22 protein-coding genes are annotated in these 26,554 nt (G+C 39.3%); 13 read left to right on the top strand and 9 right to left on the bottom strand.

Features of this window, described 5'->3' with window-relative positions; translation table 11 throughout:
- Positions 1-328: 328 nt before the first annotated feature.
- Positions 329-733 (top strand): glycine cleavage system protein GcvH, encoded by a 405-nt coding sequence (gene gcvH, locus V6C71_25445; GenBank protein HEY9771803.1) that lies wholly within the window; start codon positions 329-331, stop codon positions 731-733.
- Positions 734-1,024: 291 nt separating this feature from the next.
- A complete protein-coding gene (gene gcvP / locus V6C71_25440) occupies positions 1,025-3,955 on the top strand; it encodes an aminomethyl-transferring glycine dehydrogenase (protein HEY9771802.1) in 2,931 nt (976 codons plus the stop codon).
- Between the two features lie 99 nt (positions 3,956-4,054).
- Here the strand turns inward: gcvP and V6C71_25435 are convergent, their stop codons facing one another.
- Complete coding sequence (locus V6C71_25435) at positions 4,055-5,008, bottom strand: alpha/beta hydrolase (protein HEY9771801.1); 954 nt, start codon at positions 5,006-5,008, stop codon at positions 4,055-4,057.
- 244 nt (positions 5,009-5,252) lie between these two features.
- Between V6C71_25435 and V6C71_25430 the strand changes: the two genes are divergently transcribed.
- From V6C71_25430 to V6C71_25415, 4 genes are all read left to right on the top strand, one after another.
- The gene (locus V6C71_25430) at positions 5,253-5,777 is read left to right on the top strand and encodes a GNAT family N-acetyltransferase (GenBank protein ID HEY9771800.1); all 525 of its coding nucleotides are present in this window, start codon (positions 5,253-5,255) and stop codon (positions 5,775-5,777) included.
- A gap of 144 nt (positions 5,778-5,921) precedes the next feature.
- Positions 5,922-6,704, top strand: a complete 783-nt coding sequence (locus V6C71_25425; GenBank protein HEY9771799.1) for an SDR family oxidoreductase — start codon at positions 5,922-5,924, stop codon at positions 6,702-6,704.
- A gap of 188 nt (positions 6,705-6,892) precedes the next feature.
- Positions 6,893-7,765 (top strand): SDR family oxidoreductase, encoded by an 873-nt coding sequence (locus tag V6C71_25420; GenBank protein HEY9771798.1) that lies wholly within the window; start codon positions 6,893-6,895, stop codon positions 7,763-7,765.
- A gap of 161 nt (positions 7,766-7,926) precedes the next feature.
- Positions 7,927-9,003, top strand: a complete 1,077-nt coding sequence (locus tag V6C71_25415) for a glycosyl transferase (GenBank protein HEY9771797.1) — start codon at positions 7,927-7,929, stop codon at positions 9,001-9,003.
- 94 nt (positions 9,004-9,097) lie between these two features.
- Here V6C71_25415 and sixA read toward each other — a convergent pair whose 3' ends face one another.
- The 3 genes from sixA to V6C71_25400 form a co-directional block, all read right to left on the bottom strand.
- The gene (gene sixA / locus V6C71_25410) at positions 9,098-9,595 is read right to left on the bottom strand and encodes a phosphohistidine phosphatase SixA (GenBank protein ID HEY9771796.1); all 498 of its coding nucleotides are present in this window, start codon (positions 9,593-9,595) and stop codon (positions 9,098-9,100) included.
- A 193-nt stretch (positions 9,596-9,788) separates the two neighbouring features.
- Entirely contained in the window at positions 9,789-11,012 is a 1,224-nt protein-coding gene (locus V6C71_25405) for a bifunctional oligoribonuclease/PAP phosphatase NrnA (GenBank protein ID HEY9771795.1), read from the bottom strand.
- Positions 11,013-11,132: 120 nt separating this feature from the next.
- Entirely contained in the window at positions 11,133-11,630 is a 498-nt protein-coding gene (locus tag V6C71_25400) for an HNH endonuclease (GenBank protein ID HEY9771794.1), read from the bottom strand.
- 166 nt (positions 11,631-11,796) lie between these two features.
- Here V6C71_25400 and alr point away from each other — a divergent pair, with 166 nt between their 5' ends.
- Entirely contained in the window at positions 11,797-13,044 is a 1,248-nt protein-coding gene (alr, locus tag V6C71_25395; GenBank protein HEY9771793.1) for an alanine racemase, read from the top strand.
- A gap of 16 nt (positions 13,045-13,060) precedes the next feature.
- Here alr and V6C71_25390 read toward each other — a convergent pair whose 3' ends face one another.
- The 3 genes from V6C71_25390 to psaK all read right to left on the bottom strand — a co-directional run bounded on the left by V6C71_25390 (position 13,061) and on the right by psaK (position 18,542).
- Positions 13,061-15,265 carry an EAL domain-containing protein gene (locus V6C71_25390; protein HEY9771792.1) on the bottom strand — a complete coding sequence of 735 codons (2,205 nt, stop codon included), beginning with the start codon at positions 15,263-15,265 and terminating at the stop codon, positions 13,061-13,063.
- The gene (locus V6C71_25385; protein ID HEY9771791.1) at positions 15,265-17,697 is read right to left on the bottom strand and encodes a response regulator; all 2,433 of its coding nucleotides are present in this window, start codon (positions 17,695-17,697) and stop codon (positions 15,265-15,267) included. Before V6C71_25385 ends, V6C71_25390 begins: the two co-directional genes overlap by 1 nt.
- Before the next feature lie 578 nt (positions 17,698-18,275).
- Positions 18,276-18,542 (bottom strand): photosystem I reaction center subunit PsaK, encoded by a 267-nt coding sequence (gene psaK, locus V6C71_25380; GenBank protein HEY9771790.1) that lies wholly within the window; start codon positions 18,540-18,542, stop codon positions 18,276-18,278.
- Positions 18,543-19,214: 672 nt separating this feature from the next.
- Here psaK and hemJ point away from each other — a divergent pair.
- From hemJ to V6C71_25360, 4 genes are all read left to right on the top strand, one after another.
- Positions 19,215-19,808 carry a protoporphyrinogen oxidase HemJ gene (gene hemJ / locus V6C71_25375; protein ID HEY9771789.1) on the top strand — a complete coding sequence of 198 codons (594 nt, stop codon included), beginning with the start codon at positions 19,215-19,217 and terminating at the stop codon, positions 19,806-19,808.
- An 82-nt stretch (positions 19,809-19,890) separates the two neighbouring features.
- A complete protein-coding gene (gene recF, locus V6C71_25370; GenBank protein ID HEY9771788.1) occupies positions 19,891-21,033 on the top strand; it encodes a DNA replication/repair protein RecF in 1,143 nt (380 codons plus the stop codon).
- A 364-nt stretch (positions 21,034-21,397) separates the two neighbouring features.
- On the top strand, positions 21,398-21,793 hold the full coding sequence (locus V6C71_25365; GenBank protein ID HEY9771787.1) for a hypothetical protein: 396 nt from the start codon (positions 21,398-21,400) through the stop codon (positions 21,791-21,793).
- 159 nt (positions 21,794-21,952) lie between these two features.
- Positions 21,953-23,185, top strand: a complete 1,233-nt coding sequence (locus tag V6C71_25360; GenBank protein HEY9771786.1) for an LL-diaminopimelate aminotransferase — start codon at positions 21,953-21,955, stop codon at positions 23,183-23,185.
- A gap of 319 nt (positions 23,186-23,504) precedes the next feature.
- On the opposite strand, the gene V6C71_25355 is transcribed toward V6C71_25360, so the two are convergent.
- Positions 23,505-24,059, bottom strand: coding sequence for a TetR/AcrR family transcriptional regulator (locus V6C71_25355; protein HEY9771785.1), 555 nt, complete (start codon positions 24,057-24,059; stop codon positions 23,505-23,507).
- Between the two features lie 98 nt (positions 24,060-24,157).
- Between V6C71_25355 and V6C71_25350 the strand changes: the two genes are divergently transcribed.
- Positions 24,158-24,766 (top strand): glutathione S-transferase N-terminal domain-containing protein, encoded by a 609-nt coding sequence (locus tag V6C71_25350; GenBank protein ID HEY9771784.1) that lies wholly within the window; start codon positions 24,158-24,160, stop codon positions 24,764-24,766.
- Between the two features lie 20 nt (positions 24,767-24,786).
- Positions 24,787-25,389: a pyridoxamine 5'-phosphate oxidase family protein gene (locus V6C71_25345; GenBank protein ID HEY9771783.1), complete on the top strand. Its 603-nt coding sequence runs from the start codon at positions 24,787-24,789 to the stop codon at positions 25,387-25,389.
- Between the two features lie 82 nt (positions 25,390-25,471).
- Here V6C71_25345 and V6C71_25340 read toward each other — a convergent pair whose 3' ends face one another.
- A complete protein-coding gene (locus V6C71_25340; protein HEY9771782.1) occupies positions 25,472-26,368 on the bottom strand; it encodes an alpha/beta fold hydrolase in 897 nt (298 codons plus the stop codon).
- Between the last annotated feature and the right edge of the window lie 186 nt (positions 26,369-26,554).

The raw sequence follows: 26,554 nt of genomic DNA, 5'->3' as shown, positions 1-26,554 counted from the left end.
GTCACGCGAAGCTAGTGCTAAAGCATACCGCTCCGAGACCGAAGGGAATCCTTTAGGGCATATCCTTTAGGGCATATAAAACGACGGAGACGGCACGGACCGTTGGTCAACTTAGAAATGAGCAAACAGGCAGAGTACTATCTGGAAACAGACCCCCTAATATTCTGTAATCTGCTTCTAAGCACACAATTAAGTACTTTCACATTAGTGTGATAGTTCTAGGTAGCTGCTTGTGCTTAAAGATAGAAAAATTTTAAATTCAACACTTAACGCTGCAATAAGTACTGGTGTTGTAAACTAGATTTTGCTCACGATTGAGAGGTTAAGAATGGAGATAGAATATCCAGAAGATTTAAGATACCTAGATAGTCACGAATACGTTCGTTTTGATGGTGAAATCGCTACGATTGGAGTTAGTGCCTTTGCACTCGATCAATTAGGAGATGTAGTCTTTTTAGAGCTTCCTGAAGTTGGTGATGCAGTAGCAGTAGGAGAAACTTTAGGCACAATTGAATCAGTAAAAGCCGTAGAAGATCTATATCCACCAGTGTCGGGAACAGTAATTGAGCGCAATGAAACAGCAATTGATGCGCCAGAAACTCTCGCCGACGATCCTTATGGAGAAGGCTGGTTGATCAAAGTAAAAGTTGGCGATCCTGATGATGAATTAGCCGATGCTCTTTCTGCCAAGGAATATCGCGCTCAGGTAGAAGGAATGGATGAATCATCATGAGTTGGTTTACCTAGTTTTTGAATTGCCGTACATTCAGCTTCTAGCTAATCTAACTAAACAATTATTTTGTTCTGCTCGCTCTATAAATTTCTGTAGCCAATTATGTTTTGCTACCAAGGTGTGTTTGCTTATCAAGCAAAACAATTACGACATTTGCTGACAAATTAATTACTCTTTTTATCGGTAAAATTTGTTAACCTTTATTACAAATCGTCTAAAAAAGTGGTTGCGCCAGGTTGCTGGCAATAAACCACCATTTTTTTTACCTATAAGCCAAATTTAATAGATAGTATGGTTAATCTAAATTTTGCTACAGAGTCCAAAATTTTGGAGACAGAGGCAAATTCTAATTATAAAAATTCTTTAAATCAACATACTAGTACGTTTGCTCAAAGGCATATTGGTCCAGGGCAGCAGCAAATTGAGCAAATGTTGCAGGTATTGGGAATTGCTAGTCTGGATGAATTGATCGAGCAGACTGTTCCCGCCGCAATTCGTCTCAATAAACCATTGCGGTTGCCAGAAGCGCAAAGCGAGTCGGCTGCCTTAGCTAAGTTAAAAGCGATCGCAGCTCAAAACCAAGTATATCGCTCTTTTATTGGCAGAGGTTACTATAATTGCATCACTCCTGCGGTTATCTTGCGTAATGTCTTAGAAAATCCTGGCTGGTATACTTCCTACACTCCCTATCAGGCAGAAATTGCTCAAGGAAGATTAGAAGCACTGCTCAATTATCAAACCATGATTGTTGACCTGACGGGTTTAGAAATTGCTAACTCTTCTTTATTGGATGAAGGGACAGCCGCCGCCGAAGCCATGGGCATGAGTTATGGGTTATGTAAAACCAAGGCTAACGCTTTCTTTGTTGATGCGCTTTGCCATCCTCAAACCATAGAAGTAGTCAAAACCCGCGCTTTACCTTTAGATATTGAAGTAATTGTGGCTGACTATGCCAATTTCGATTTTTCTACGCCGATTTTTGGCGCGCTATTACAGTATCCTGCTACTAATGGCACGATTAATGATTACCGTGCCTTTATTAAACAGGTACACGAAGCCAAAGCTTTAGCCACTGTAGCAGCAGATATTCTCAGCTTAACGCTTTTAACTCCTCCTGGAGAATTTGGGGCAGATATTGCGGTAGGAAACACACAAAGGTTTGGTGTTCCCTTGGGTTATGGTGGTCCTCATGCAGCCTATTTTGCTACTAAGGAAAAATATCAACGGCAAGTTCCTGGACGTATCGTGGGGGTTTCCAAAGATGTTCATGGGAAACCTGCTTTGCGATTAGCACTACAAACCAGAGAGCAGCATATTCGTCGAGAAAAAGCCACCAGCAATATTTGTACGGCTCAGGTTCTATTGGCGGTAATAGCGTCTATGTACGCCGTATATCATGGTGCAGCTGGGATAAAAGCGATCGCTCAAAGAATACACCAACTTACAGCGAGTTTGGCAACTGGGTTAGAAAAACTAGGTTATCAAGTTGTTAACCAATCTTTCTTTGACACGATTGAAATCGAGACAGGAGCTAAAAACGCTGCGGATATTCTTAAAATTGCTGCCAACAATCAAATAAATTTGCGTTGGCTTGATACCAAGGCGATCGGCATCTCTGTAGATGAAACTACCACCGAACAAGATATTATTCAGCTGTGGCAAATCTTTGCCGGAGATACAGATTTACCTTTTGACTGTGCACAATTGCTGGTTAACCAATCGCCAACTATCGCTCAGCAGCAGTTACGTACTAGTCAATATTTAACAGACGAAGTATTTAATCGCTATCATTCAGAAACTAAACTTCTGCGTTATTTACATCAGCTAGAAACCAAGGATTTATCCCTGACTACCTCGATGATTCCGCTGGGTTCTTGCACTATGAAGCTCAATGCTACAGCGGAAATGATTCCCGTGACTTGGGCAGAATTTGGCAATATTCATCCTTTTGCTCCTTTAGAACAAGCTCAAGGTTATCAAAAACTTTTTGCTGAACTAGAAGAATGGCTGGCAGAAATTACGGGTTTTGCAGGTATCTCTTTACAACCTAATGCGGGTTCGCAGGGAGAATATGCAGGACTACAGGTAATTCGCCAATATCATCAATCCAGAGGAGAAGGACATCGTAATATTTGTTTAATTCCTGAATCGGCTCACGGCACTAACCCTGCCAGTGCGGTAATGTGTGGCATGAAGGTGGTGGCAGTAAAATGCGATCGCTTTGGCAATATTGACCTGCAAGATTTACAAACCAAAGCCGAAAAGCATCAAGCTAATTTAGCGGCACTGATGGTGACATATCCCTCAACTCATGGGGTGTTTGAAGCGGAAATTAAAAGCATCTGTGCCATTGTGCATCAGTACGCAGGACAAGTTTATATGGATGGAGCAAATATGAATGCTCAAGTTGGTTTATGTCGTCCTGGCGATTTTGGCGCAGACGTCTGTCACCTTAATCTCCACAAAACCTTCTGTATTCCTCATGGTGGTGGTGGTCCAGGGGTTGGTCCCATCGGAGTAATGTCTCATTTAGTACCTTTTTTACCTGCCACACCCAAAACTGCTCAAGATGCCCAACCTATCGGTGCTATTTCGGCCGCTCCCTGGGGAAGTGCCAGTATTTTGACTATTTCCTGGATGTATATTGCCATGATGGGAGAAGCTGGTTTGACCCAGGCAACCAAGGTGGCAATTCTCAACGCTAACTATATGGCAAAGCGTCTTGAACCCTGTTACTCGGTGTTATTTAAAGGAGAATCTGGTTTTGTCGCTCACGAATGTATCATCGATCTGCGCCCTCTGAAAAAACGAGCGCGGATTGAAGTTGATGACGTAGCCAAAAGATTGATGGATTTTGGTTTTCATGCGCCAACGGTATCTTGGCCCGTGATTGGTACAGTGATGATCGAGCCTACCGAAAGTGAATCTAAAGAACAGCTAGATCGCTATTGCGATGCGATGCTGGCTATTTATCAAGAGGCCGAAGCGATCGCCAATAAAGACATGGATCCTGAAGATAATCCTTTGAAAAACGCACCCCATACAGCAGAATCAATTATCTGTGGTGAATGGTCACACCCCTATAGTCGTGAACAAGCAGCTTATCCTGCGCCTTGGACAAAAGAACATAAGTTTTGGACGACGGTGGGCAGAATTGATAATGCTTATGGCGATCGCAATTTGGTTTGCTCTTGTGTGGGAATGGATACTTACCAAGAATAGGTGAAACTAGCATACTGGCATACTGATTATTGAAGATAGGTAAAAGAGAAAAGGTTAAAGGAAAAGTCTCATAGCAAGCAATATCTATAATTTTTTTCCTTATACTTGAACTCGATGATTATCTAAAACTTGGCTAATGATCGAGGCAACTTCATCGGGTGCTTCGATCATGCCTAAATGACCACAGTTGCTAATTTGAAATACGTTGCTTTCTTCTGAAGCAAATGAACTATGGAAACTGGCAAGATGATTGACATATTTAATTTCCATCACCTTGTCTTTATCTCCTGCAACAAAGTAAACAGGCTGTTGCAGACGCGAAACTAACTGGGGCAATAAATGTACTTCAGCTTCAGTGGTCGATTCTAACAATGCACCCAAAGCGGCTTTCTCGTCGGCTTGAACAAAATCAAGCACTCTCTGTCGTCCCCATCTTAATGATAAAGGGCGAGCTACCATCATTCTAGAAAACAAAACGCTTAAAAAAGGAACACAAGACAACCAGCGCGGACGAAATTTGACTAGCTGTTGACCGGCATTGCGAAAACGTTCAAATTCTTCTTTGAGATAAATACCGCCTCCAGCATTAAGACAAATAACACCTTTAATTACTTCTGGACAGAGATCTGCCGCCCAAAGAGCAACGCTTCCACCCAAAGAATGTCCAACTATCCACGCTTCGTTAATTTCTAGACTTCTAAGCAAACACCCCAAATCATTAGCATAAGCATTAAGACTATAGTTCCTAGAATTATTCAGACCATTTTGAGTATCTATTGCTGAAACACCATGGTCAGAAGTTATTGAAGATTGAACGGGGGTTAGTGTCAAACTTGCTTTACTTGAATGTGAAACAATTTGAGACTCGCCAAAACCCCTAGCATCATAAATTAAACACTGATATTCAGATTTTAAAAGCTGTACTAAAGGTTGCCAGTAATGACGGCTGAGAAGCCAACCATGAACAAATACCAATACTGGTAGTTTTGGGTCGGCGACAGGGGCGGTTAGCTCATAGATATGAGGCGTTTCCAGTATATTTATCGATGGCATTTTCTTATCGTATCATTACGGTCTACAGAGACTGCTAATTTAATATTGTGTCAATTTTTTCTAAGCCAGAGCAAGCCCTAACCTAAAATAAAAGAATCCAGAGTAATCTCTGAGCGCGAAAGGCGGAGTACCGTTCACTTTTATTTAATAGTTTTTGTACTTGAAAATGATTTTGCGTCAGAAAATAGACTAATATAACAAACATATCGTATTAAAAACCATAAATCAGTAAAGCCATATCGGCATGGTCTTTTGGAAAAAACTATTTAGCAATTCAGACGCAGTAGCTACTTCGGAAACTACAGAATTTGGTGGAGAGTTATTAAACTTAGAAAATCAAGATGCTTCTCAACCTCAAATCATATTTAGTACTGACCGAGATATCGATTTTTATGAATTAGAGGAACTCTGCGATCGCGTTGGTTGGGCGCGCCGTCCTCTACGTAAAGTGAAAAAGGCTATAGAGCATAGCTTTTTGGTAGTTTCAATGTGGGAAATTCAGGGTAAAAAGCGTCGTCTAATTGGTTTTGCCAGAGCAACTTCCGATCATGCTTTTAATGCGACTATTTGGGATGTGGTAGTTGACCCTAAGTTTCAGAGTCGAGGTTTAGGTAAAGCGATGATGAAATATGCTATTTCTCAACTACGCAGTGCCGATATTAGTAACATCACTTTGTTTGCCGATCCTCAAGTAGTGAAGTTCTATCAAAGATTGGGCTTTATTTTAGACCCAGAAGGAATTAAAGGAATGTTTTGGTATCCAGACTAAATTAGTCAACAGCTACCAATGAGCGACACTAAGTAATTTATTAAATTTTTAATTGCTGTCAGGCAAAGATCAGACCATAGGTTGCTAGTTACGATGCAAAATTGCGTTACAATCCGTAACAAACGTAATAATTGAGTTGGAGATATGAAAACGGCTTTAATTACCGGGGCATCTTCGGGAATTGGCGAAAAATTTGCCAGAGAATTAGCATCAAGAAAAATTGACCTGGTTTTAGTAGCGCGATCGCAAGACAAGCTAGAACAGCTGGCTACAGAATTGAGCAATACATATCAGGTAAAAACTGAGGTGATCGTCAAGGATTTAACTGAAGCCACCGCAAGAAAAGAAGTATTTGATGCAGTTCAAGCTAAAGGCTTAAGCATCGACCTTTTAATTAATAATGCAGGATTTGGCGACTATGGCGCGTTTAGCGATCGCTCTTTAAGCAAGCAAATGAACATGGTGCAGCTTAACATTGCCACAGTAGTTGAAATGACAGGATTATTTTTGCCCCTAATGCAGCAGAGAAGCAGTGGAGCAATTATTAACCTCTCTTCAATTGCGGGTTTTCAACCCATTCCCTATATGTCAGTTTATGCTGCAAGCAAAGCTTTTACTCTCAACTTTAGCGAAGCACTATGGGCAGAAAACAAAGACCGTGGGGTTAAAATTTTAGCCGTTTGTCCTGGTCCAACCGAATCTAATTTTTATGACCGTGCCGATTTTCCCGATTCAGCTATAGTATTAAACTCTATGACGATGGCTTCTGCCGCAAAAATTGTTCGAGACGCTCTAAAAGCACTTGATAAAGGACAATCTACCCTGGTGACTGGAGGCTTTTATAATCATCTAATCGTCAACCTACCACGATTAATTCCTAGAGATTTATTAGTCAATGTAGTAGGGAAACAGTTTAAAAATATTTAATTCTTTATTGCGAATTAATAACTTAGTAGTATGGTTGTTAATTAATTGTCATCAATTTTGCGACTGTTTTCTATCAATCTACAGATTGTCAGGGCAATTAGTTTTTTCTTAGAATTCTACTAGTAGATCAAACAATTTGATTGCCCCGCTCATTAATTTATTATCGAGATAGAAAAATAGGTGCAGTAATGTATTTAGTCACTGGCGCAACAGGATCACTGGGACGCAGAATTGTTAGACAATTGAGAGAAGATGAGCAGTCAGTTAGAGCTTTTGTTCGTTTATCATCAAGTTTTAGCGAACTTGAAGATCGTGGGGCAGAAATCTTTATCGGAGATTTGAAGTTAGAAAAAGATATCGTTAAAGCCTGTCGTGATGTTAAATACATTATTAGTAGTCACGGGGGAAACGATGCTCAGACTGTAGATTACAGAGCTAATATAGATTTAATCGACCAGGCGATCGCTAATAACGTCGAGCATTTTGTGTTTATTTCCGTCTTAGGGGCAGATCGAGGCTATCAAGACTCAGCCACTTTTAAAGCTAAGCGAGAAGTAGAAAAATATTTGATTACTAGTGGCTTAAACTACACTATTCTCCGTCCTTCGGGGTTTGCTAATAATCTAATTCCTCTGGCGGAAAGATTTAGGGATACAGGAATTTACTTTTCTATTGGCGAACAGCAAAATCGCTCGTCGATTGTTAGTACTGACGATCTAGCCCAAATTGCGATTGCTTCGACTCAAATTGAAGCAGCCAAAAACCAAATATTTGCCGTCGGTGGCCCAGATATCATTAAAAGAGAAGATATTGCTCGGATTTTCGCTCGTTTATTCGATCGAGAGCCAATTGTAATCAATCCACCCCTGCAACTGTTTGATGGCTTACGAGTGGGTATTGGTCTATTTAATCCTCAGTTAAACAAATCTTTGAGTACGCTGCGAACTCTATTAGCTCACGAGTTTTTCTGTACTCGAGATGAAATTGCCCGTCTAGAATCTACCTTCAATCTGAAGCTGGAATCTTTAGAAAGTTTTTTGCGTCGTTACGTTGGACATTAACAAATTGCTGGTTGAGCGTCAATTTTAGTCGGCAAACTAATTTTGGCTGTTTTGCTTCTAAGTTAACTGTAATCGATCGAGCATGATGAGGCTTGGTTAAAACCCCAGTTCTAAACTAGATGTGATTTAATGACCTTGAATAAATCTTATCAAGTGTCTTTATGACTCAATTAAGCATCTATATTGCGGTAACTAGTCACGGCTTTGGTCATGCTGTACGGGCAGCAACGGTGGCAGCAAAATTACAGCAGTTACGTCCTGATATTACGCTGACTTTTGTAACTGTTGCTCCAGAATGGTTACTCAAGTCTTATGTAAAAGGAGATTTTAACTATCGTCAACGAGTTTTTGATCTAGGCGTAATTCAAAGCGATAGTTTGACCATGAATAAGCCAGCAACTTTGAGCAAAATGCAGGAAATTATGATCCAGCAAGATACGATTATTGCCGAAGAAGCTAGATATATTCGCGACAACAATATTGGCTTGATTTTAGCCGATATTCCTGCTTTGGCTGCTCCTATTGCCAAGGCTGCGGGTATTCCTTGTTGGATGATGAGCAACTTTGGTTGGGACTTTATCTACCGTCACTGGGGAGAAAGCTTTGAACCCGTAGTCAACTGGATTGAAAATCATTATCAGCAAAGCGATCGCCTATTTCGTCTTCCTTTAGCCGAGCCAATGTCAGCCTTTGCCCATATTACCGATGTCGGACTGACAGGAGACAAGCCTAACTATAGCAACCAAGAATTACGCCAGAAGTTTAACCTAACGGCATCAACTGAAACAACTATTTTACTGACTTTTGGCGGACTAGGACTACAGGCGATTCCCTACCACAACCTCCAGCATTTTCCCAATTGGCAATTTATTACTTTTGACCGTGCTGCGCCAGATTTGCCCAATCTATTGAAGATTGCCGACCATACTCTACGCCCTTTAGATTTTATGTCTCTTTGTGGACGAATAGTTTCTAAACCTGGATACAGCACTTTTTGTGAAGCCTTGTGTTGCGATGTTCCGATTATCTCCTTAACCCGTGAGGACTTTGCTGAAGCACCAGTATTACTAAATGGCATTCAAAATTATTCTCAACATCAGATTATTTCCACTGAAGAATTTTTTGAGGACAGCTGGAATTTTTTAAGACAGGATCTAGTTTCTCCCCGTAAAACAGAACGTTTAAATAAAGACGGTGCAACAGCGATCGCGCAAGAAATCTCTAATTACTTTTCCTAATTATTACCGATTACTTATACTTGTTAAGCTCAAAATTTGGTTCTAACTCTTGTATGGGGGTTTTTAGCAAATTGCCCCTAGTACAATATCTAATTTAGAACACGATCCACTTTGGAGAGGTAAGCAGAAATAAAGTACTGCGAGAAATTGGCGTACCAATACTAGGAATCTCTATACCAATCACTCCTGCTTTTTTAACTATTATCTGTCCTTTAATACTTCCCCAAATTAGCATTTCTGCCCAGTCGCCTAAATCTGGTTGATGTCCAACTAAGGCTAGTTTTCCCTTAGGGTTTTTAACTTGCCACGTCTGTAGCCACTCCAGCCATTGCTCAATTTCTCCGTCGGGTTTGAGAGGGGCAAAGCTTTGAATATCTTCAGCTAAACCTTCATGTTGCAAGATCTCTGCTGTTTGATAAGCTCTAACTAAAGGACTGCTTAGAAGCACATCGAATTTGAGTCCAGCAGCCAATAAACGCTTGGCTACCTCGAGCGTTTTCTCACGACCCCGATCGATTAATGGGCGTTGCTCATCATTAGTATAAGTCCCACGTTTAGCAGCTATCCCATGACGAATTAAATATACTTCCATGATTGGCTAGGAATGACTAATAAACAACAATCTTTATTGAGCAAATGGTTGAAGATTAATTATTCACCCAGTCACCCCAAACCATTTCATCATGATGCAAAGTCGAAATTTTAATCAGTAGCAATGACATATATTTTCAGGTTCGACTAACCGCATCAGCTTTTGCTTTAGCTGAGTGTCAAATGCTTTCCACTTAAGCAATGACATTATCTTCAGGTTCGACTAACCGCATCAGCTTTTGCTTTAGCTGAGTGTCAAATGCTTCCCACTTAAGCTTGGTAAATTCCGAATTATCATTAAAACCGTTTAAGAAGCCGACGGGAATCTCAAAGCCCCCAGCCATGTAACGACCACCACCAAAGAATCTTCCTTGAGCGTCTTTACCCAGCGTGTCTTTAATAAATTCGTCAGGGTCTAGAGTTATTTTAGTAGTCCGTAGCGAACCAATAACTAATTCCTTATCGTCATCTTCGTTGTGGACGATGCCATATACCACTGCGGTATGGATATCTTCTTCAGTTACTAAGAAATCTGCTGCTTGGGGAATAGCATCGCGATCGTCATAGCGTAGATAGCCTACGCCAGAGATGGAGAAGTTCTTTTTAATCATGCGGTTTCTCAATGCCCGTTCGACTACGTTCATGACGCGATGCGATCGCGCTGACTGTAAGACTGCATTCAGTAACTGAGAATCATAAAAGCGGCTTAAGTAAGCCGCAGCCATAAAGTCTTCTTCCTTCGCCTGCATTAAGCGATTAGTATCAGAACGTAAGCCGTGCATTAAAGCCGTGGCGCATTTAACATGATTTTCGTTACTGGTATCGAACTCCAGCATTCCTGACTGAATATACTGAGTTAAAATCGTCGCTGTTGCTCTGGTTTGGGGGCGTAAATCGATAAATTCTGCCCCCAAATCCCCCTGTTTACTGTGATGATCGATCGCCACAATTAGGGGTATACCAGCTTCTTTAACAACTGAATAAAGCTGACTGTTTGTTCCCTGGCTATCTACCAAAACGCAGCCTTGATAGACTGATAAATCTTCATCTTGCAGGGTAGTATTAACGTATTTTTTGGCAGGTAAAGCTGTTAGCCTAACTAAGGTAATATTTTCTTGATGAGACAGAGTACCACCATAGACAATATCACAGCTAATATCGTAGTTGGCAGCAATTAGTTGATAAGCCCAAGCACTAGACAAGGCATCAGGATCGGGGAAATCCTGAATGACTATAATTTGGTTTTCTCCTCGATGCTGCTCTAAAATTGTGCCTAGCCGATTGACTATTTTAGCTAAATCCCCGTCTGGTTGAATTTCTGTGCCAAATTTGTTGTTAATAGCTTCTAACTGTTTTTTAGAGGTAGTTTGTTTGTGAGCCAGGCGACTTTCTAGAGAAATGTTAAGGTTTGACGACATACGATAATGTTGTTGGTAATTTTAAAATTACCGAGTGAAAGAGTAAGTATAATATTGATTTTTTTATTTAGAGTTTAAAGTTTATCATCAACTAATTATTTTCTGTGACTGTCTAGAGAACTAAATCCCGATCACATATTTTTTCCACTCTTGGTTAGAGTTTCCCTGAGTATACTTGACTAGTTCAAAATGTAGGCTACTATAGGGACGGCGAGGTTTAGTCTGTAAAGTCATTTCTGACTCTTTTGGGGTGCGGTTGCCTTTTTTTACATTGCACCTGACACAAGCTGCAACTAAGTTTTCCCAGGTATCACTGCCTCCGCGAGATCGCGGTATAACATGATCGATCGTCAACTGGTCGCCTTTTGCTGTACAATATTGACAAGTATTAGCGTCTCTTTCTAGTACATTGCGACGAGTCAAAGGAATTTCTTTATAGGGAACTCTGACATAATATCGCAGACGAATTACCGTTGGTAAGGGGAAATCACTATAGATAATTTGACCCCGATGTTCGAGTTGTTCTGCTTTACCTTTAATCAGTAATACCACTGCTCTACGCCAACTAGTGATATTAAGGGGTTCATAGGAAGCATTCAATACTAAAACCTTACCCATAATAAAGACTTAGATGATTTACATGAGATGGTAACACAGGGGAACTAATTGATGTAACTTAGGAAACGTTGATTAGGCTTGTTGTTTACTATGCGCGCAATATTTTGGCAGCATCCTTGACCTTATCTATTTCTGGACTAGAATTTGTGAATCATATTTACTTAAGTTGGGACAGAAAATAAATTTAGCTATGGTGGGTTGGCAACAGCAGCAAATAAATTTAGGGCAGGAACATCAAGATGATTTGTCTCTCTTGGTAAGCCGTCAACGTGCCTGGATCGAAATAGATTTAACCGCTTTGGCTCATAATGTAAAAACTCTCAAAAACTATCTTGCGCCTCAGACAAAATTGATGGCAGTAGTTAAAGCCGATGCCTATGGTCACGGTGCAGTTACTGTCGCTAAAACCGCCTTAGCTAATGGCGCTGACTGTTTAGCGATCGCTACCTTAGCCGAGGGAGTAGAATTACGCCAAGCAGGAATAACCAGTGCTATTTTAATTTTAGGCGCAATCAACGCCGTTGAAGATATTAAAGCTGTAGCAGCCTGGAAATTAGAACCGACTATTTGTAATTTAGCTCAGGCATTGGCTTTTGATGCTACCTTAGCCACGGTAGGAAAGTCGCTGCCAGTACATCTTAAGTTAGATACGGGAATGTCTCGCTTAGGAACTAACTGGCAAGAAGCTACTTCTTTGGTGCAGCTAGTTTGTACTCGAGCCAATTTAAAGATTGCTAGTATTTATTCTCATTTTTCTACTGCCGACGAAAGCGATCGCACCATAATGAACTTGCAGCATCAACGCTTCAACCAGGCGATCGCTCAGTTAAAAAATACTGGTTTTGTTCCTCCACAGCTACATTTAGCCAATTCCGCCGCCACGTTAAGCGATCGCGCCTGTCACTATGACATGGTAAGAGTCGGACTGGCTCTTTATGGGCTATATCCAGCAATTCATTTGCGCCAGACAATCCCTCTTAAGCCCGTTTTACAGGTCAAAGCCAAAATAACTCAAGTCAAAACCATTCTTGCAGGAGAAGGAGTCAGCTATGGTCATAAGTTTATTGCCTCCCAAGATACTAAAGTTGCTGTAGTTGGTATTGGTTATGCAGATGGTGTTCCCCGTAATTTATCAAATCGGTTACAGGCGATCGTCTGTGGTCAGTTAGTACCTCAGATTGGTTCAATTACCATGGATCAGCTAATGCTCAAGGTAGATTCGCTTCACGATCTCGAGCCAGGTGAGATTGTAACTCTAATCGGTCAAGAAAATAATCTAAGAGTTACCGCTGATGATTGGGCAAATAAACTGGATACTATTTCTTGGGAAATTCTCTGTGGTTTTAAGCATCGGCTACCAAGGATATTTAATCAATCAGACAAGCAGCAAACCGCTAAATTTGAAGCTCGCTAATTCGCGGTACTGTAGATTATTGCTCAATTAGTAGCTCGGCAGACTCTCGATCTAGTGGCTTAGAAAAAAGATATCCTTGACCGAGTTTGCAATTCAAAGCCTTTAACACCTTAAGCTGGTTTAAATTTTCTATTCCTTCAGCGACAATATCTATTTTTAAAGTTCGAGACAAAGTAACAATCATCTTAACGATTTCCAAGTTTTCCCGTTCGTTTAACATTCCATGAATAAATGAACGATCGATTTTCAGCACATTAATCGGAAAGCGTTTTAAATATTGTAGAGAGGAATAACCAGTGCCAAAATCATCAATGTTTAATTTGATTTCTCTTTCCCTAATTTGTTGGAACAAATAAATTGTCTCTGGTTTGTAATCCATCAAAGTAGTTTCAGTAATTTCCAAATGCAAAGAGCGACCTGAGAATCCTGTATTGGCCATAGTTTGATCTAAAATATCTAAAAAATTAAGATCTTTAATTTGTTGGCTGGCAATATTCACGTTAATTTTTAAGTTAGCTGCACCAGAATATTTGCTTTGCCACAGACACATTTGATGACAAGCTTCTTTCAAGACCCATTCGCCGATCGCGACAATTAATCCTGTTTCTTCAGCAACATGAATAAATTTGTTAGGATAAACTAAACCTTTAGTGGGATGATTCCAGCGCAATAAGGCTTCAAAGCCGTGTAGCGTATCAGTTTTTAAAGAGACGATTGGCTGGTAGTGTAGCACAAACTGATCTTGTAAAATTGCTTTATGTAAGTCGTTTTCGGTTTCTAATAGTTGTTTTGTCTCAGCATACATCTGTTGATGAAATACTTCATGTCTTGCTTTCCCCAGAGATTTGGCACGATACATTGCCAGATCTGCGTCTCGTAAAATTTCAGCACTGTCTTGATATTTGTAGTCAGCCACCACAATACCGATGCTGGCACTAGTAAAAACAGTATGACCTTGCAAATAGAAGGGTATAGCTAGCTGTTCTTTAATTCTTTGAGCGATCGCATTAGCTTCTGCGACAGCTTGAATTTGGTGGAGCAAAATGGTAAATTCATCACCTCCCAGACGAGCGACAAAATCGCGATCGCGAGAACAGTCAGACAAGATTTGAGCTACGGTAATTAATAGTTCGTCACCAACTAAATGACCCAAACTATCGTTGACAATTTTGAAGCGATCTAAATCGATAAATAAAACCGCAAATAAATATTCAGGATCTTTTTGGCTTTGCCAGAGTGCCTGTTCGACTCGCTCGACAAAAGCAGAACGGTTGGGCAAATGGGTTAACGAATCATGCTTGGCTTCGTAACTTAGTTCTGATTCAATTTTCTTGCGTTCGGTAACATCGCTGATAATGCCATCTCTACGGCTGGCTGCTCCTGTATCGTCGAAAATTAAGCGACTGCGTTCCCATACCCAGCGAATTTCACCGTTAGGCTGCAAAATTCTATATTCAAGATCGCTGAGCTGGTTTAAGGAATTAGCTAAGGATGATTTGACGCTATCGCGATCTTCAGGATGAATTGACTCTAAACGTAAGTCAGGATTATCCAATAACTCTTCAACTGGACGACCATAAACTTTTTGGGCTGCTGGATTGAGAAACAGCAGGTTGCTAGTCACTACATCGGCTGACCATACCACCTCTTCTAAAGAGTTAAGAATACTCTCTAGTTTCTCTTCGCTTTCTTGCAGCAGCTTCGTGACTTCCCGACGCTCTTTTACTTCCTGTTTTAATTCTTGATTAGCTGCTTCTAGCTGAGCCGTGCGCTCTCGGATTCGCAGCTCTAATTCAGTATTGAACTTTAAGATCTTTGTTTGAGCAGCCTGGAGCTTTAACTGGTTTCTAATTCGCAGCAGTACTTCATCGATTTGAAATGGCTTGTTGATGTAATCGACTCCACCAGCACTTAATGCCTTGATGCGATCTACTGAGTTGTTACTAGCACTCAAAAAGATAATGGGAATGTTGTGGGTTGCTTCATTTGCCTTTAGCTGTTCACAAACTTGATAGCCGTCTAAGCCAGGCATCACAACATCTAAGAGGATTAAATCTGGGATTACCGTATTAGCTACTATCAAAGCCATTGTTCCGTTAACCACCCCTTTGATATCGTATCCCTGATTGCTCAAGGCATCAGAAAGTAGATGAATATTTTCAGGTTTGTCATCTACCACTAAAATTTTGGCTTTGGTTTGTTCCAAAGGGAATATGTTCATTAATCAGAAGATTTAGCTAAGTCAATAATTTTGTCACAGCGAAATTGTTCTGCCAAGTCTTCTAATCTCTTAGCCAAAGATTCGTATTCATCGGGAATTTCGGTTAAAAGCTGGAATATCTCCTGATTATCAACTTGAGCTGCTGCTTCGTATAACTGCGATCGCCAATGTGATGGCATAACAGACAGACTTTCTCTGGTCAATTCTTCTAGCAGCAATTCCTGTTCTAAAGACACATCAACTGTATCTTCGTAAAGGTAATCAACATTTAAATACTGACCGATTTTTTCCAATAGTTCAGCTTCGTGAAACGGCTTACGCATAAAGTCATCACAGCCAGCCGATAAAATTACGACTCTCTCTTCTTCAAATGCACTTGCTGTCAGAGCAATAATCACCGTTTCTTTGCCTTGGGCTTGAGATTTAATCCTTTTGGTTGCTTCATAACCATCAAGGATCGGCATTCTCATGTCCATTAGAATCAAGTCAGGATGCCATGTCTGCCAGAGATCTAAAGCTTGTTGACCATCTCCCGCTTCCTCTACCAGAAAACCAATTCCTGTTAATAGTTTTTTTAGTAACAAACGGCTAACTTCTACATCATCCACCGCCAAAATACGATACTTATCCTGATTTGTCGCCAAACCAATAATTTTTCGCTGTTGGATTTCAGCTGGTCTAACTATTTGGGCAGCAGACGTATCCTGTACTCTAACTAAAATATTAAAGAAGAAAACGCTGCCTTGACCGACAGTACTTTTTGCTTTCAGTTCTCCACCCATTAGCTCGACAAATTTATAGCAGATCGATAAACCTAGACCTGTTCCTTCATTAGAAACACGCCCGATTTTGGTCTGCTCAAAAGGAGTAAACAATTTCTCCATCTCTTCTGACTCAATGCCAAGCCCAGTATCTTCAACGGAGAAAAATAAAGAACAAGTATCAGAAAATAGAAATTCGAGGTTATCTTCTACTTCAACCGTTAAAGTAACTGTCCCCTTGTCGGTAAATTTAAGCGCATTACCTAGCAAGTTGATCGCGATCTGACGCAGTTTTCCTTCATCTGTATAAATCTGCTTAGGTACATTGCTAGCTATATTAAAGGACAGATTTAAACTTTTGAACTCTGCTTTTAAACGCAACATTTCTTCAATGCTTTTTAGCATTAGATGCAAATCAAACTGACTTTCATTGAGAGTTATTTGTCCTACTTCTATTTTTGACATTTCTAAGATGTCATTAATCAATCTCAATAAATGTTCTCCGCTACGGTTAATAATATTGAGATTTTCTTGTTGTTCAAGACCAATAGAGGCATCACGAGTCATTAATTGAGTAAACCCTAAAATAGCATTAAGAGGTGTCCGTAATTCATGACTCATGTTTGCTAAAAATCTGCTTTTAGCTTTGTTAGCATTCTGCGCCTGCGCCAGAGAAATTTCTGTATTTTCGATACTTTCTTCCAACTGAGCAGTTCTTTCCTCTACTTTGGTTTCTAGTTCCTTGGTAAAACCTTCGAGTATTTTGACAATATTACGATTAGTTCGGGTTAAATTGCCGATAATTTTATAAGCGATAAATACGACAATCAACAAAAATAATAAGAAACCTATTAAACGATAATTATTGATTTTTTGTAATTGTTTTTGATACTGGTCGAGATAGTCTATTTCTATTGCTTGCAGCTGTTTATTTATCGATTCTAATTGAATTTGAGCGTAGATAGCATCAATTACTTGATTTTGGTTTAAAATCTTTGTACTATAATTAATCAATTCGGTAATAATAAGTTTATTTTTTCTGATTGGCTGTTGTCGAAAAATCAGCTCGATTTGCTCAAGATTGTTTTCAATAGCTAGTTTTAAATCTTCCTCAGAATTTTGGCAATATTTAAGAGAATTAGCCAATAAATCATCGCTCAACACCAACAATTCACTTCCTGCAACAATATTACTACCAAATATTTCAGGATTTTCAACTATTTTATTTTTCAGCTTAGGTATACGTAAACAAGATTGATTGAATGTTGATTTGGCATTTTTTAGCAGATTTATAGATTGAAGCTGAGAAATTAATAATTCCTTTTGGGTTTCTAACTGACTTTTTAAACTATTTTGTTTTTGTCGAGTCAAAAAGTCAGGTATTTCTTGCAAAGCTTGAGTAGCTGCATCGACAGTATCAATTTGTGAACTAATACTATCCCCTAGCTCTTCTGAAAATGAAGACGGGCTTCTAATGATATACTTTTCTAACTCAAATACTTCCTGTTGAGCTGTTTGAATATCACGATGATATTTTTGAGCTTTTTGACTGTTAAGCGGCAAACTTTTGTGGATCAAAAATACCATCACAAAACTGCTTAATCCACCAGCAATTATGTACCAATATATTGATAGTGAATTATTGGCTTTTTCTTGAGAAAATAAACTCAAAACTGTTTCCTCAGCTGGTAGCTAAAAATATCATCTTAGTTCGTACGACTTTGATCAATTTGGCGAATATAAGTTTAATTTAAGTTTTTTTAAAAGAGATGTAATTCAATAGAGCTATTAATAAATTAATTTATTTAACTAGACAAGTACGTGTTAGCTGTAATTTACATAACAAACTAACCTACAAAATAACTCTTGTTTTTCCAGCCTGTAAATACGAGAAATCCCTGAAAACCACTTTTCTTGTTTAGTATTGATGATAATCCCCGAAAATATCTAATTTACATTCCGTCTGAAAACAGTAGAGTTTTAAGCTATTCTGGGCAATATGGAAATTGAAGGGATAGACGTTTTTGAGCGAAACAATCGATTAATTGCAAATTACCAAGAAGACAAAACCTTATAAATAGCGTCTATGTGCCTGAAGCTGAAGAGATAGTTCAGACAACGATATTGCTTACAAGATTAAATAAGTGGATTAGAAGTTTGTAGTTCAGACTAGCAATTAATCGATTGTTTTGCTAGAAGACCAAGCCAAACAACTAATCCTTGATAACTAACTTTAAAAATATTAGATATTACAGTGCGCCAGCATTAGCTAGTCCTAAAATTACCCCAGCACCCAAAAGATGACCAAGACTAGTAGTACCTAACAAAGCAGGCACTCCCATCCCACCAAATAAAGCGGGAGAAGGCAATTGAGGACCAGCATTCTGATATTTAATTGTAAGTTTACCCAAGGCGATCGCGAAAATATTGCAGGCAATCATTACAATAGCTACTTTGGGACTCCAAGATACGGTATGAGGTAGTTGAGCAGCAGCTAATAAAGTTAAATAAGTCATTTTTTCTCCTGAATTTTTGATGTATTTGTCTGGATCGATGATAAATTTATTTCTTTTAGATAATAGAAGTATGAAACGATGTTGCAATATTTATTAATCTAGTAAAGTTTTATATACATAAATATCACGGCTCGTTTTGGCTTTGTAGTCTTAGTTTATGTTAGTGATGGAGTGTCTTTGAGATAAACAAGGGGCTGTGGCTCAGTAGGATAGAGCAAGCGCCTCCTGAAGCATCGGGCATCATGAGGGAAACTTCATGGATGAATGTGGTCAAATTCAAGGAAGCCTAAAGTTGCAGGACGCAATCAAGGTAATCTTGAGCCAAGCTCTATAATTCCTGGTAGAGAAGGTGCAGAGACTGGTTGCAGATTTAAAAACAGGAACAGAACTAGCCAAATCTAATCGGCATTCATAACTGTCTGCAACATAACGGCCACCACCTAAAGGTAAATTACCTAGGGTGAAGGAATAGTCCAGAGAGTGGGGAAACTCACACCAATCTGAAGCGCTAGGTCGCCAGTTCAAATCTGGCCAGTCCCGTTATCTCATTGCTCGCTCTGCCCAAAAGTCAGACAATTCCTTAAAATTTTATTGCGTAGTTGTAATGCGTGACGCGAGAAAATATACACTTCATTTACATAAGGAAGAATTTTTGAATCAAGATATTTTTTTATGGCTTATTACTGGTATAAAGCGTTTCACTTAATCGGAATTGTAGTTTGGTTTGCAGGACTGTTTTACCTAGTGCGACTGTTTGTCTATCATGCAGAAGCAGAACAAGAACCCGAACCTGCACGCAGCATTCTTAAAAAGCAGTATGAAATAATGGAGCAACGTCTCTATAGTATTATTACCACTCCAGGAATGATCTTGACGGTGGCGATGGCAATTGGTTTGATTTCTACTGAACCAGAAATTCTCAAATCTACCTGGCTACATATCAAGTTAGCTTTTGTCATTTTGCTGATTGGCTACCATCATTTTTGCAAAAGCATCATGAAAAAACTGGCTGCGGGGGAATGTCAGTGGACAGGACAACAGTTTCGAGCTTTAAATGAAGCACCAACAATTTTACTAGTATTAATAGTACTGTTGGCAGTATTTAAAAATAATTTACCCTTAGATGCCACTACTTGGCTGGTAGCAGGCTTAGTTTTAACCATGGTCGCAAGTATCCAGCTTTATGCAAAAAAACGTCGTAAGGATAAAGAAAAGCTAGCTGAGGTAGATAAACAAACATTTGCCTCTAGTTCTGTAGGAGAGTAGTCTTAAAAGGATGAGGGAAGATAAGTCTGTTATTCGCTGGTAACTAAGTAACTGAAATTCTGTTCTTCATCTTGGCTAATAAATGTATTTAAAAAGTTTGCATCTGCGCTCATTTCGCAATTATGTCGATCGCCAGATAGAGTTTACAGCTCAGAAAACAATTTTAGTTGGTAATAATGCTCAAGGAAAATCGAACCTATTAGAAGCAGTAGAGCTACTTGCTAGTCTTAAAAGTCATCGTGCTACTCGCGATCGCGAATTGGTCTTAGATTCTGCCAGTATAGGTCAAGTTGGAGCAACAGTTGAACGTACTTATGGGACTAGCGAATTAAGTATAGTATTCCGTAAGCAGGGAAGACGTACTGTAGCAGTAAACCGAGAAAATCTGCGCCGTCAATTAGATTTTTTGGGGATACTCAATGCAGTACAGTTTTCCAGCTTAGATTTAGATTTAGTTAGAGGTGCGCCAGACTCGCGGCGTAGCTGGATTGATGGCTTATTAATTCAATTAGAGCCTGTATATTCCAGTATTTTGCAGCAGTACAACCAAGTATTAAAACAGCGCAATGCTTTGCTCAAGAAGATTCGACAGAATCAAGAGAATTCGACAGAATCAAAAGACGATGAACCAGAGCTAAGATTATGGGACGAACAGCTAGCAGCAGCGGGTTCTAGAGTGGCGCGTCGGCGTGCCAGAATAATAGCTAGACTAGCTCCTGTTGCTCAATTTTGGCACAAGCGCATCAGTGGCGAAACGGAATTGTTAGAAATTAACTATCTTCCTAATGTAGAGTGGACAGAAGACGATCCCCTTAAAGTACAGCAGGCTTTTTTAAATAAAATCGAAGAGCGTCGTACGATCGAACAATACCAGGGAAAAACCGTCGTGGGGACGCATCGCGATGAGATTGAGTTTACGATTAACCAAACCCCTGCTCGTTATTATGGCTCTCAAGGACAACAGCGCACCCTAGTATTAGCTTTAAAGTTAGCCGAATTAAAACTAATTGAAGAAGTCGTGGGAGAATCACCCCTATTGCTGCTAGACGACGTGTTAGCAGAACTAGATCCTAATCGTCAGAAACAGCTTTTAGAAGTAATTGGCGATCGCTTTCAAACTATTATTACTACTACCCATATCGATACCTTTAATCACGATTGGATTAAAGACTCGCAAATTTTAGCAGTAGAAGCAGGAAAGATCAGCGAAGTTTTACTGAGTTAATATCCAAACATAGATTAAATTTAATCGATATTTATAATTGAGTTATAAGATGCACTCGCGTAGGCTAATTTGCGCGTTTTATTTTAAAGTTTAAGAAACTATGTCTCAACAAAACAACTATTTTTCAGAAGAATATAATCGCTTAATTCAGGAAGCTAAAGTGCAGATCGAGCAACAGCAATATTGAGAAGCAATCAATAATTTAGACTATATTATTGAAAATAGCGATCGCGATGGTTATGCTTTCTTTTTAAGAGGAAAAGCTTATGCTCAGTTAAAAGAGTACAAACCAGCACTAACTAATTATGAAACAGCCCTAATTATCTATCGAGAAACATAAGATAAAAAATATCAAATATATACTTTGTTTGAACTTGCTTTTGTCTATCCTTTTAACGGTAAAGTTCGTGAAGGATTTTTAGCGCAGCAGCAATCATTTAGACTAGCGAAAGAATTAGATATAACAGAGAACGATCCTTTATATTCGTATATTTCTCATGCTGCTCAAATGTCTGATGAAGGTTTAGATCGAATGGAATCTACACTACAAAATATAACCTCTATTCCACCTTGGGATAAATTCGGTTTGATGGGCAAATTAATGGGCTATGCAACCAGGGGAAAACCACAATCTTACCTATTTGTTATAGTCTGGTTAATTGTGGCAATTCTATCATTCATATTAGCAATCATATCTTCGCCTATTTGGCTTCCAATGACGCTTGATAAAATGTGGCGAAGAAGAAGAAATAGCGAATAAGATTTTTCTGAAACAAATTAAATTCAAATTTCTAAACAAAAGATCTATCTAAGCTTGTGAGGAAATCTAAAGCTAATAGCTAATAGCTGCAAAAAAAACGCGATCCAAACTTGCCAGATAACAGTAAGCTTTATAAGTGGCGTTTGTAGCAAAGAATCAATGGTAACCATAAACGATAATTATCTCAAACTCAAAGCAGGGTATTTGTTCCCTGAAATTGCCCGTCGAGTCAGTGCTTTTGCGGCAGATCATCCTGATGCACCAATCATTAAGCTAGGGATTGGAGATGTCACCGAACCCTTACCTGCTGCCTGTCGTGATGCGATAATTAAAGCAACACAAGAAATGGGCGATCGCGCCACCTTTAAAGGATATGGCCCAGAACAGGGATATCTCTGGTTAAGAGACAAAATTGCTCAACATGACTTTCAATCCCGCGGTTGTGAGATAGATGCGTCCGAAATCTTTATCTCAGACGGTTCTAAGTGCGATTGCGGTAATATTCTCGATATTTTTGGCAATGATAACAAGATTGCTGTTACCGATCCTGTATATCCCGTATATGTCGATACTAACGTGATGGCAGGACATACAGGGGAAGCCAAAGACGGTAAGTATGAAGGTTTAGTTTATTTACCGATCAGTGCGGATAATAACTTTACTGCGGAAATTCCCAGTGAAAAAGTAGATTTAATCTATCTCTGTTTTCCTAACAACCCTACAGGTGCAACCGCTACCAAAGAACACCTCCAAGCCTGGGTAGATTACGCTAAACAACATGGCTCATTAATTCTGTATGATGCAGCTTACGAAGCCTATATTACCGATCCAGATTTACCTCACTCCATCTATGAGATCGAAGGGGCAAAAGACTGTGCGATCGAGTTTCGTTCTTTCTCGAAAAATGCTGGCTTTACAGGAACTCGTTGCGCCTTTACCGTAGTTCCCCAAAACTTAATGGGTAAAGCAACTGATGGTTCCGATGTGAAGCTGTGGCAACTCTGGAATCGTCGTCAGGCGACTAAATTTAATGGTGTGTCTTATATCGTCCAACGAGGTGCAGAGGCGGTTTATTCTCAAGCGGGACAGTCACAAATTAAAGAGTTAATTAGCTTTTATTTAGAAAATGGCAAAATTATCCGCGAACAGCTTACCACAGCAGGAATTGACGTATATGGTGGCACAAATGCACCTTATGTTTGGGTAAAAACTCCCAATGGTTTATCTAGCTGGGACTTCTTTGATAAATTGCTGTTTAGCTGTAACGTAGTCGGGACACCTGGATCGGGCTTTGGTGCAGCAGGGGAAGGCTATTTTCGTATCTCTGCTTTTAATAGTCGGGAAAACGTTAACGAGGCAATGAAACGGATTACCGAGAAGTTTAAAGCTTAATTTTGCTCTCTCTATCCCCTCAACTATGAGGGGGGAGAAATTTTATTTTGGTTTGAGCAAGGAGGAATTTGGGAAAAGTTTCCACTTTTAAACTTATTAGTAAATCAATTTTAACCTTTTTTAATAGGCTATATAAATAGTATTACAATTGCGGCGATCGCCTACGTAATTTTACAATTACTTTTTTCTCTTCTGTTATTAAATTATCCTAAGGGCAGAGAAAAGACTTGTTTTATTGACAGCTTATTTAGAAGATCGGCCAATTTATCTATTGGATTAGATTACGGACGTATAGTTGAAAACCGTCGTCCAAAAAAATTCAAAGCTTAGAAACAGAAAGCAATTCCTCTGGAAGATTGGCAATTACTCGTTCAAATGGTGCGGTATCATCTAAAATTCTGACTAAAATTAATGCTCCTTGAATCTGCATAATCGCATTTTGCGATCGCAACTTGGCTATTTCTGGCTCAATACCTCCTTCAATTAGTACCTGAGCTAAAGTATCGAGCCAAGTTTGAAGTCGCTGCTTGACTTGAGCATGAAATAAATTGTCAGCTTCTCCAAAAGACATAATTGCTAAGAAACAACCATCTCTGCCATTGCGATAAAACTCTTTCAGACTGTGACACATCTTATGAATTTTCTTGGCAGGTTTATCCTGATTTTTTAAGGGTTTTAAGACTGTATCCCTAAAGCAACAATTAATGTAGTCGATTACCGCAGCAGCCATCCCTTCTTTGCCTTGGGGAAAATGATGATACAAACTGGCTTTCCCTAAACCTGTGGCTTTAGCCAGCATTGACAGGGTAGTTCCTTCATAACCATATTGTCTAAAAATGGGAATCAGTTTAGCGATAGCTTGTTCTTTAGACATACTGGGACATAAATCAATATTTGAGGTTACTGTTGACATTTTATCGAACAATCGGTACAGTTAATTTATTGACCAAACGTTCGGTACAAAATTTAATCATGACAATTAAACTTTTTAACCTGGAATTATCTGGCAACTGTTATAAAGTCAGACTGTTGCTAGCTTTACTTGGTTTAGAGTATGAGCTTGTACCTGTAGACTTGATGGCAGAGGAACATAAATCTGCTGAATTTTTACAACTCAATCCCTTAGGACAAATTCCTGTTTTAATTGACGGCGATAAAATAATTCCTGATGCTCAAGCAATTTTAGTTTATCTAGCACGGCAATATGGAGATCGAACCTGGCTACCCACCGAAGCAGAATCTTGGAGTCGAATTGTGCGCTGGCTGTCAACAAGTGCAGGTGAAATTCGTCAGGGAGTAGAATTTGCTCGCAGGTTTCATCTATTTAACGCTCAATACGTCAATATTGAATTTGCCACCCAACAAGCTACTTTTATGCTTCAGCAACTAGAGCAGCATCTAACAGATAGAGAGTGGTTAGAATTAGGACATCCGACGATTGCAGATATTGCCGTATTTCCTTATGTAGCTTTGGCAGCCGATGGCAAAATTTCTCTCGAACCCTATTCAAATATCTTAGCTTGGTGCGATCGCCTTAAACAATTACCGAGATTTATAGCTATGCCTGGAATTACAGCCTAAAAAATCAATGGGATAATATTATGAGGAAAAAATTTACGGAAATTGCTTTTACTCCAGGAGTAAAAACTGCCCAAACTCGTTATGGGTCGCGCAAAATTTATGAAAACTTTGCTCAACAAGATATTAGCGAAGATATTTTAACAGAGCTAGAAAGCGAATTTATCCAAGCAAGAGATGGATTTTATTTAGGAACTATTGGTAGTAATAACTATCCTTATATTCAGTTTCGAGGAGGAGCAAAAGGGTTTTTAAAGATTATTGATAAAAAGACTTTGGGTTTTGCCGATTTTAAAGGCAATTTGCAATATATTAGTGTTGGTAATCTCATTGAATGCGATCGCGTCTTTTTATTCTTAATGGATTATGCTCACCGTCGTCGTTTAAAGATTTGGGGACGAGCCAAAATAGTAGATCAAGATCCACAATTGCTAGCTCAATTAACCATGCCAGATTATCCTGCCCAAGTCGAGCGAGGCATAATAATTACCATTGAGGCAATGAGTTGGAATTGTCCTCAACATATTCCGCTCAAGTATTCCGAAGCAGAAGTAGCAGCAATAACTAGTCCTTTATTAGCCAAGATTAAGGAATTAGAAGACAAGTTGGCTGAGTTTACTTCTTAAACGTCAAAAGAGAAATGTAAATGATCGATCCATTTTAATCACTACACTATATGCAAAACCGTAGGAAGACCAAGGGCGATCGCTAAATAAAATTCTGAATCGCTTCACTTACTGCTTCAGAATATTCTTCATAAATACCTAAAGTTCCATTTAATCTAACTGTTTGCATCTGTTCTAATTCTGCCATGGAGCTCATTTCCGCTTTCGATTTAGGTGGTGCATTTTCCGCCAGAATGATTAATACAGGAATAGATACAGAGGATAAAAGATGTAAAAATGCCTCTCTATTGGTCACAGGATCGATCGCACCAGTGACAAAAGCAGCAGGGGCGTATCTTGCACCGTTTTTCGAGGTAATTTGCTGTTTTTGGGCGATAAATTCGGGAGTTAGTTTCGTCTCATCTACATAGACGTGGCGTTTATACATTAGGCGCAGAAAAGAAGGAGTAGTGTTGAGATAGTACAGAGTTTGTCCTAATAAGGGCGATCGCACTAAGTTTTTAACCCCATTTCTCATCCCATCGGGTAAACCCATAACTCTTAAAGGGCCTTGCCAAGTAGGAGCGATTAAAATAACTTTAGATACAATACCTGGTAGTTTTGCTAGTTTTAAAGCGTATCCTGAAGCATGACCAGCAGCAATTAAGATAATTGGACGATTAAAAACTGCTTCGACAAAATCTGCTAATAATTGCTGAAATAAAACTGGACTGTAATCTACACGAGGGCATTCCGACTCGCCAAAACCCAACCAATCTAAAACCGTAACTTGATACTGAGTAGCGAGTATGTTTGCAATACCCTTCATTTCTGTGCGACTAGAAACCGTACTAAAAGCAGGAAGTAATAATACAGGGTTTCCTTGTCCGATAGTTTCGTAAACGACTTGATATTTTTTTCCTTGCCAATGCCAATTATAGCGATCGCTTTTACCGCCAATACCAGAGTTAAGCTGAGTCGGATTAGTTACCGTAGTCATAGTTAATAGCGAGGAGTAATAAGTCTATAATCGGATCTTAGTCAGATATCCAGTTGACTTTGCAGTTGTCTTAACGCATTGATACATGAAAAAACTTATGATTTTGCAACCGTTGATTAATGCGATCGCTACTTCAACAAAATAAAAAATAAGCGATGCGATCGATCATTAAAATTAGTACCAGGG

It is taken from the genome of Coleofasciculaceae cyanobacterium, from assembly GCA_036703275.1.
Taxonomy (GTDB): Bacteria; Cyanobacteriota; Cyanobacteriia; order Cyanobacteriales; family Xenococcaceae; genus Waterburya.
This window is presented reverse-complemented; position numbering and strand designations above follow the sequence as displayed.

Coding starts and splice junctions, on each gene's coding strand:
- psaK (HEY9771790.1), bottom strand. CDS start 18,542: ATGACTTATTTAACTTTATTAGCTGCTGCTCAACTACCTCATACCGTA.
- V6C71_25360 (HEY9771786.1), top strand. CDS start 21,953: ATGGTAACCATAAACGATAATTATCTCAAACTCAAAGCAGGGTATTTG.
- V6C71_25350 (HEY9771784.1), top strand. CDS start 24,158: ATGACAATTAAACTTTTTAACCTGGAATTATCTGGCAACTGTTATAAA.
- V6C71_25420 (HEY9771798.1), top strand. CDS start 6,893: ATGTATTTAGTCACTGGCGCAACAGGATCACTGGGACGCAGAATTGTT.
- V6C71_25430 (HEY9771800.1), top strand. CDS start 5,253: ATGGTCTTTTGGAAAAAACTATTTAGCAATTCAGACGCAGTAGCTACT.
- V6C71_25340 (HEY9771782.1), bottom strand. CDS start 26,368: ATGACTACGGTAACTAATCCGACTCAGCTTAACTCTGGTATTGGCGGT.
- V6C71_25435 (HEY9771801.1), bottom strand. CDS start 5,008: ATGCCATCGATAAATATACTGGAAACGCCTCATATCTATGAGCTAACC.
- V6C71_25390 (HEY9771792.1), bottom strand. CDS start 15,265: ATGAACATATTCCCTTTGGAACAAACCAAAGCCAAAATTTTAGTGGTA.
- recF (HEY9771788.1), top strand. CDS start 19,891: ATGTATTTAAAAAGTTTGCATCTGCGCTCATTTCGCAATTATGTCGAT.
- sixA (HEY9771796.1), bottom strand. CDS start 9,595: ATGGAAGTATATTTAATTCGTCATGGGATAGCTGCTAAACGTGGGACT.
- hemJ (HEY9771789.1), top strand. CDS start 19,215: ATGGCTTATTACTGGTATAAAGCGTTTCACTTAATCGGAATTGTAGTT.
- gcvP (HEY9771802.1), top strand. CDS start 1,025: ATGGTTAATCTAAATTTTGCTACAGAGTCCAAAATTTTGGAGACAGAG.
- V6C71_25345 (HEY9771783.1), top strand. CDS start 24,787: ATGAGGAAAAAATTTACGGAAATTGCTTTTACTCCAGGAGTAAAAACT.
- V6C71_25415 (HEY9771797.1), top strand. CDS start 7,927: ATGACTCAATTAAGCATCTATATTGCGGTAACTAGTCACGGCTTTGGT.
- V6C71_25425 (HEY9771799.1), top strand. CDS start 5,922: ATGAAAACGGCTTTAATTACCGGGGCATCTTCGGGAATTGGCGAAAAA.
- gcvH (HEY9771803.1), top strand. CDS start 329: ATGGAGATAGAATATCCAGAAGATTTAAGATACCTAGATAGTCACGAA.
- V6C71_25405 (HEY9771795.1), bottom strand. CDS start 11,012: ATGTCGTCAAACCTTAACATTTCTCTAGAAAGTCGCCTGGCTCACAAA.
- V6C71_25355 (HEY9771785.1), bottom strand. CDS start 24,059: ATGTCTAAAGAACAAGCTATCGCTAAACTGATTCCCATTTTTAGACAA.
- V6C71_25400 (HEY9771794.1), bottom strand. CDS start 11,630: ATGGGTAAGGTTTTAGTATTGAATGCTTCCTATGAACCCCTTAATATC.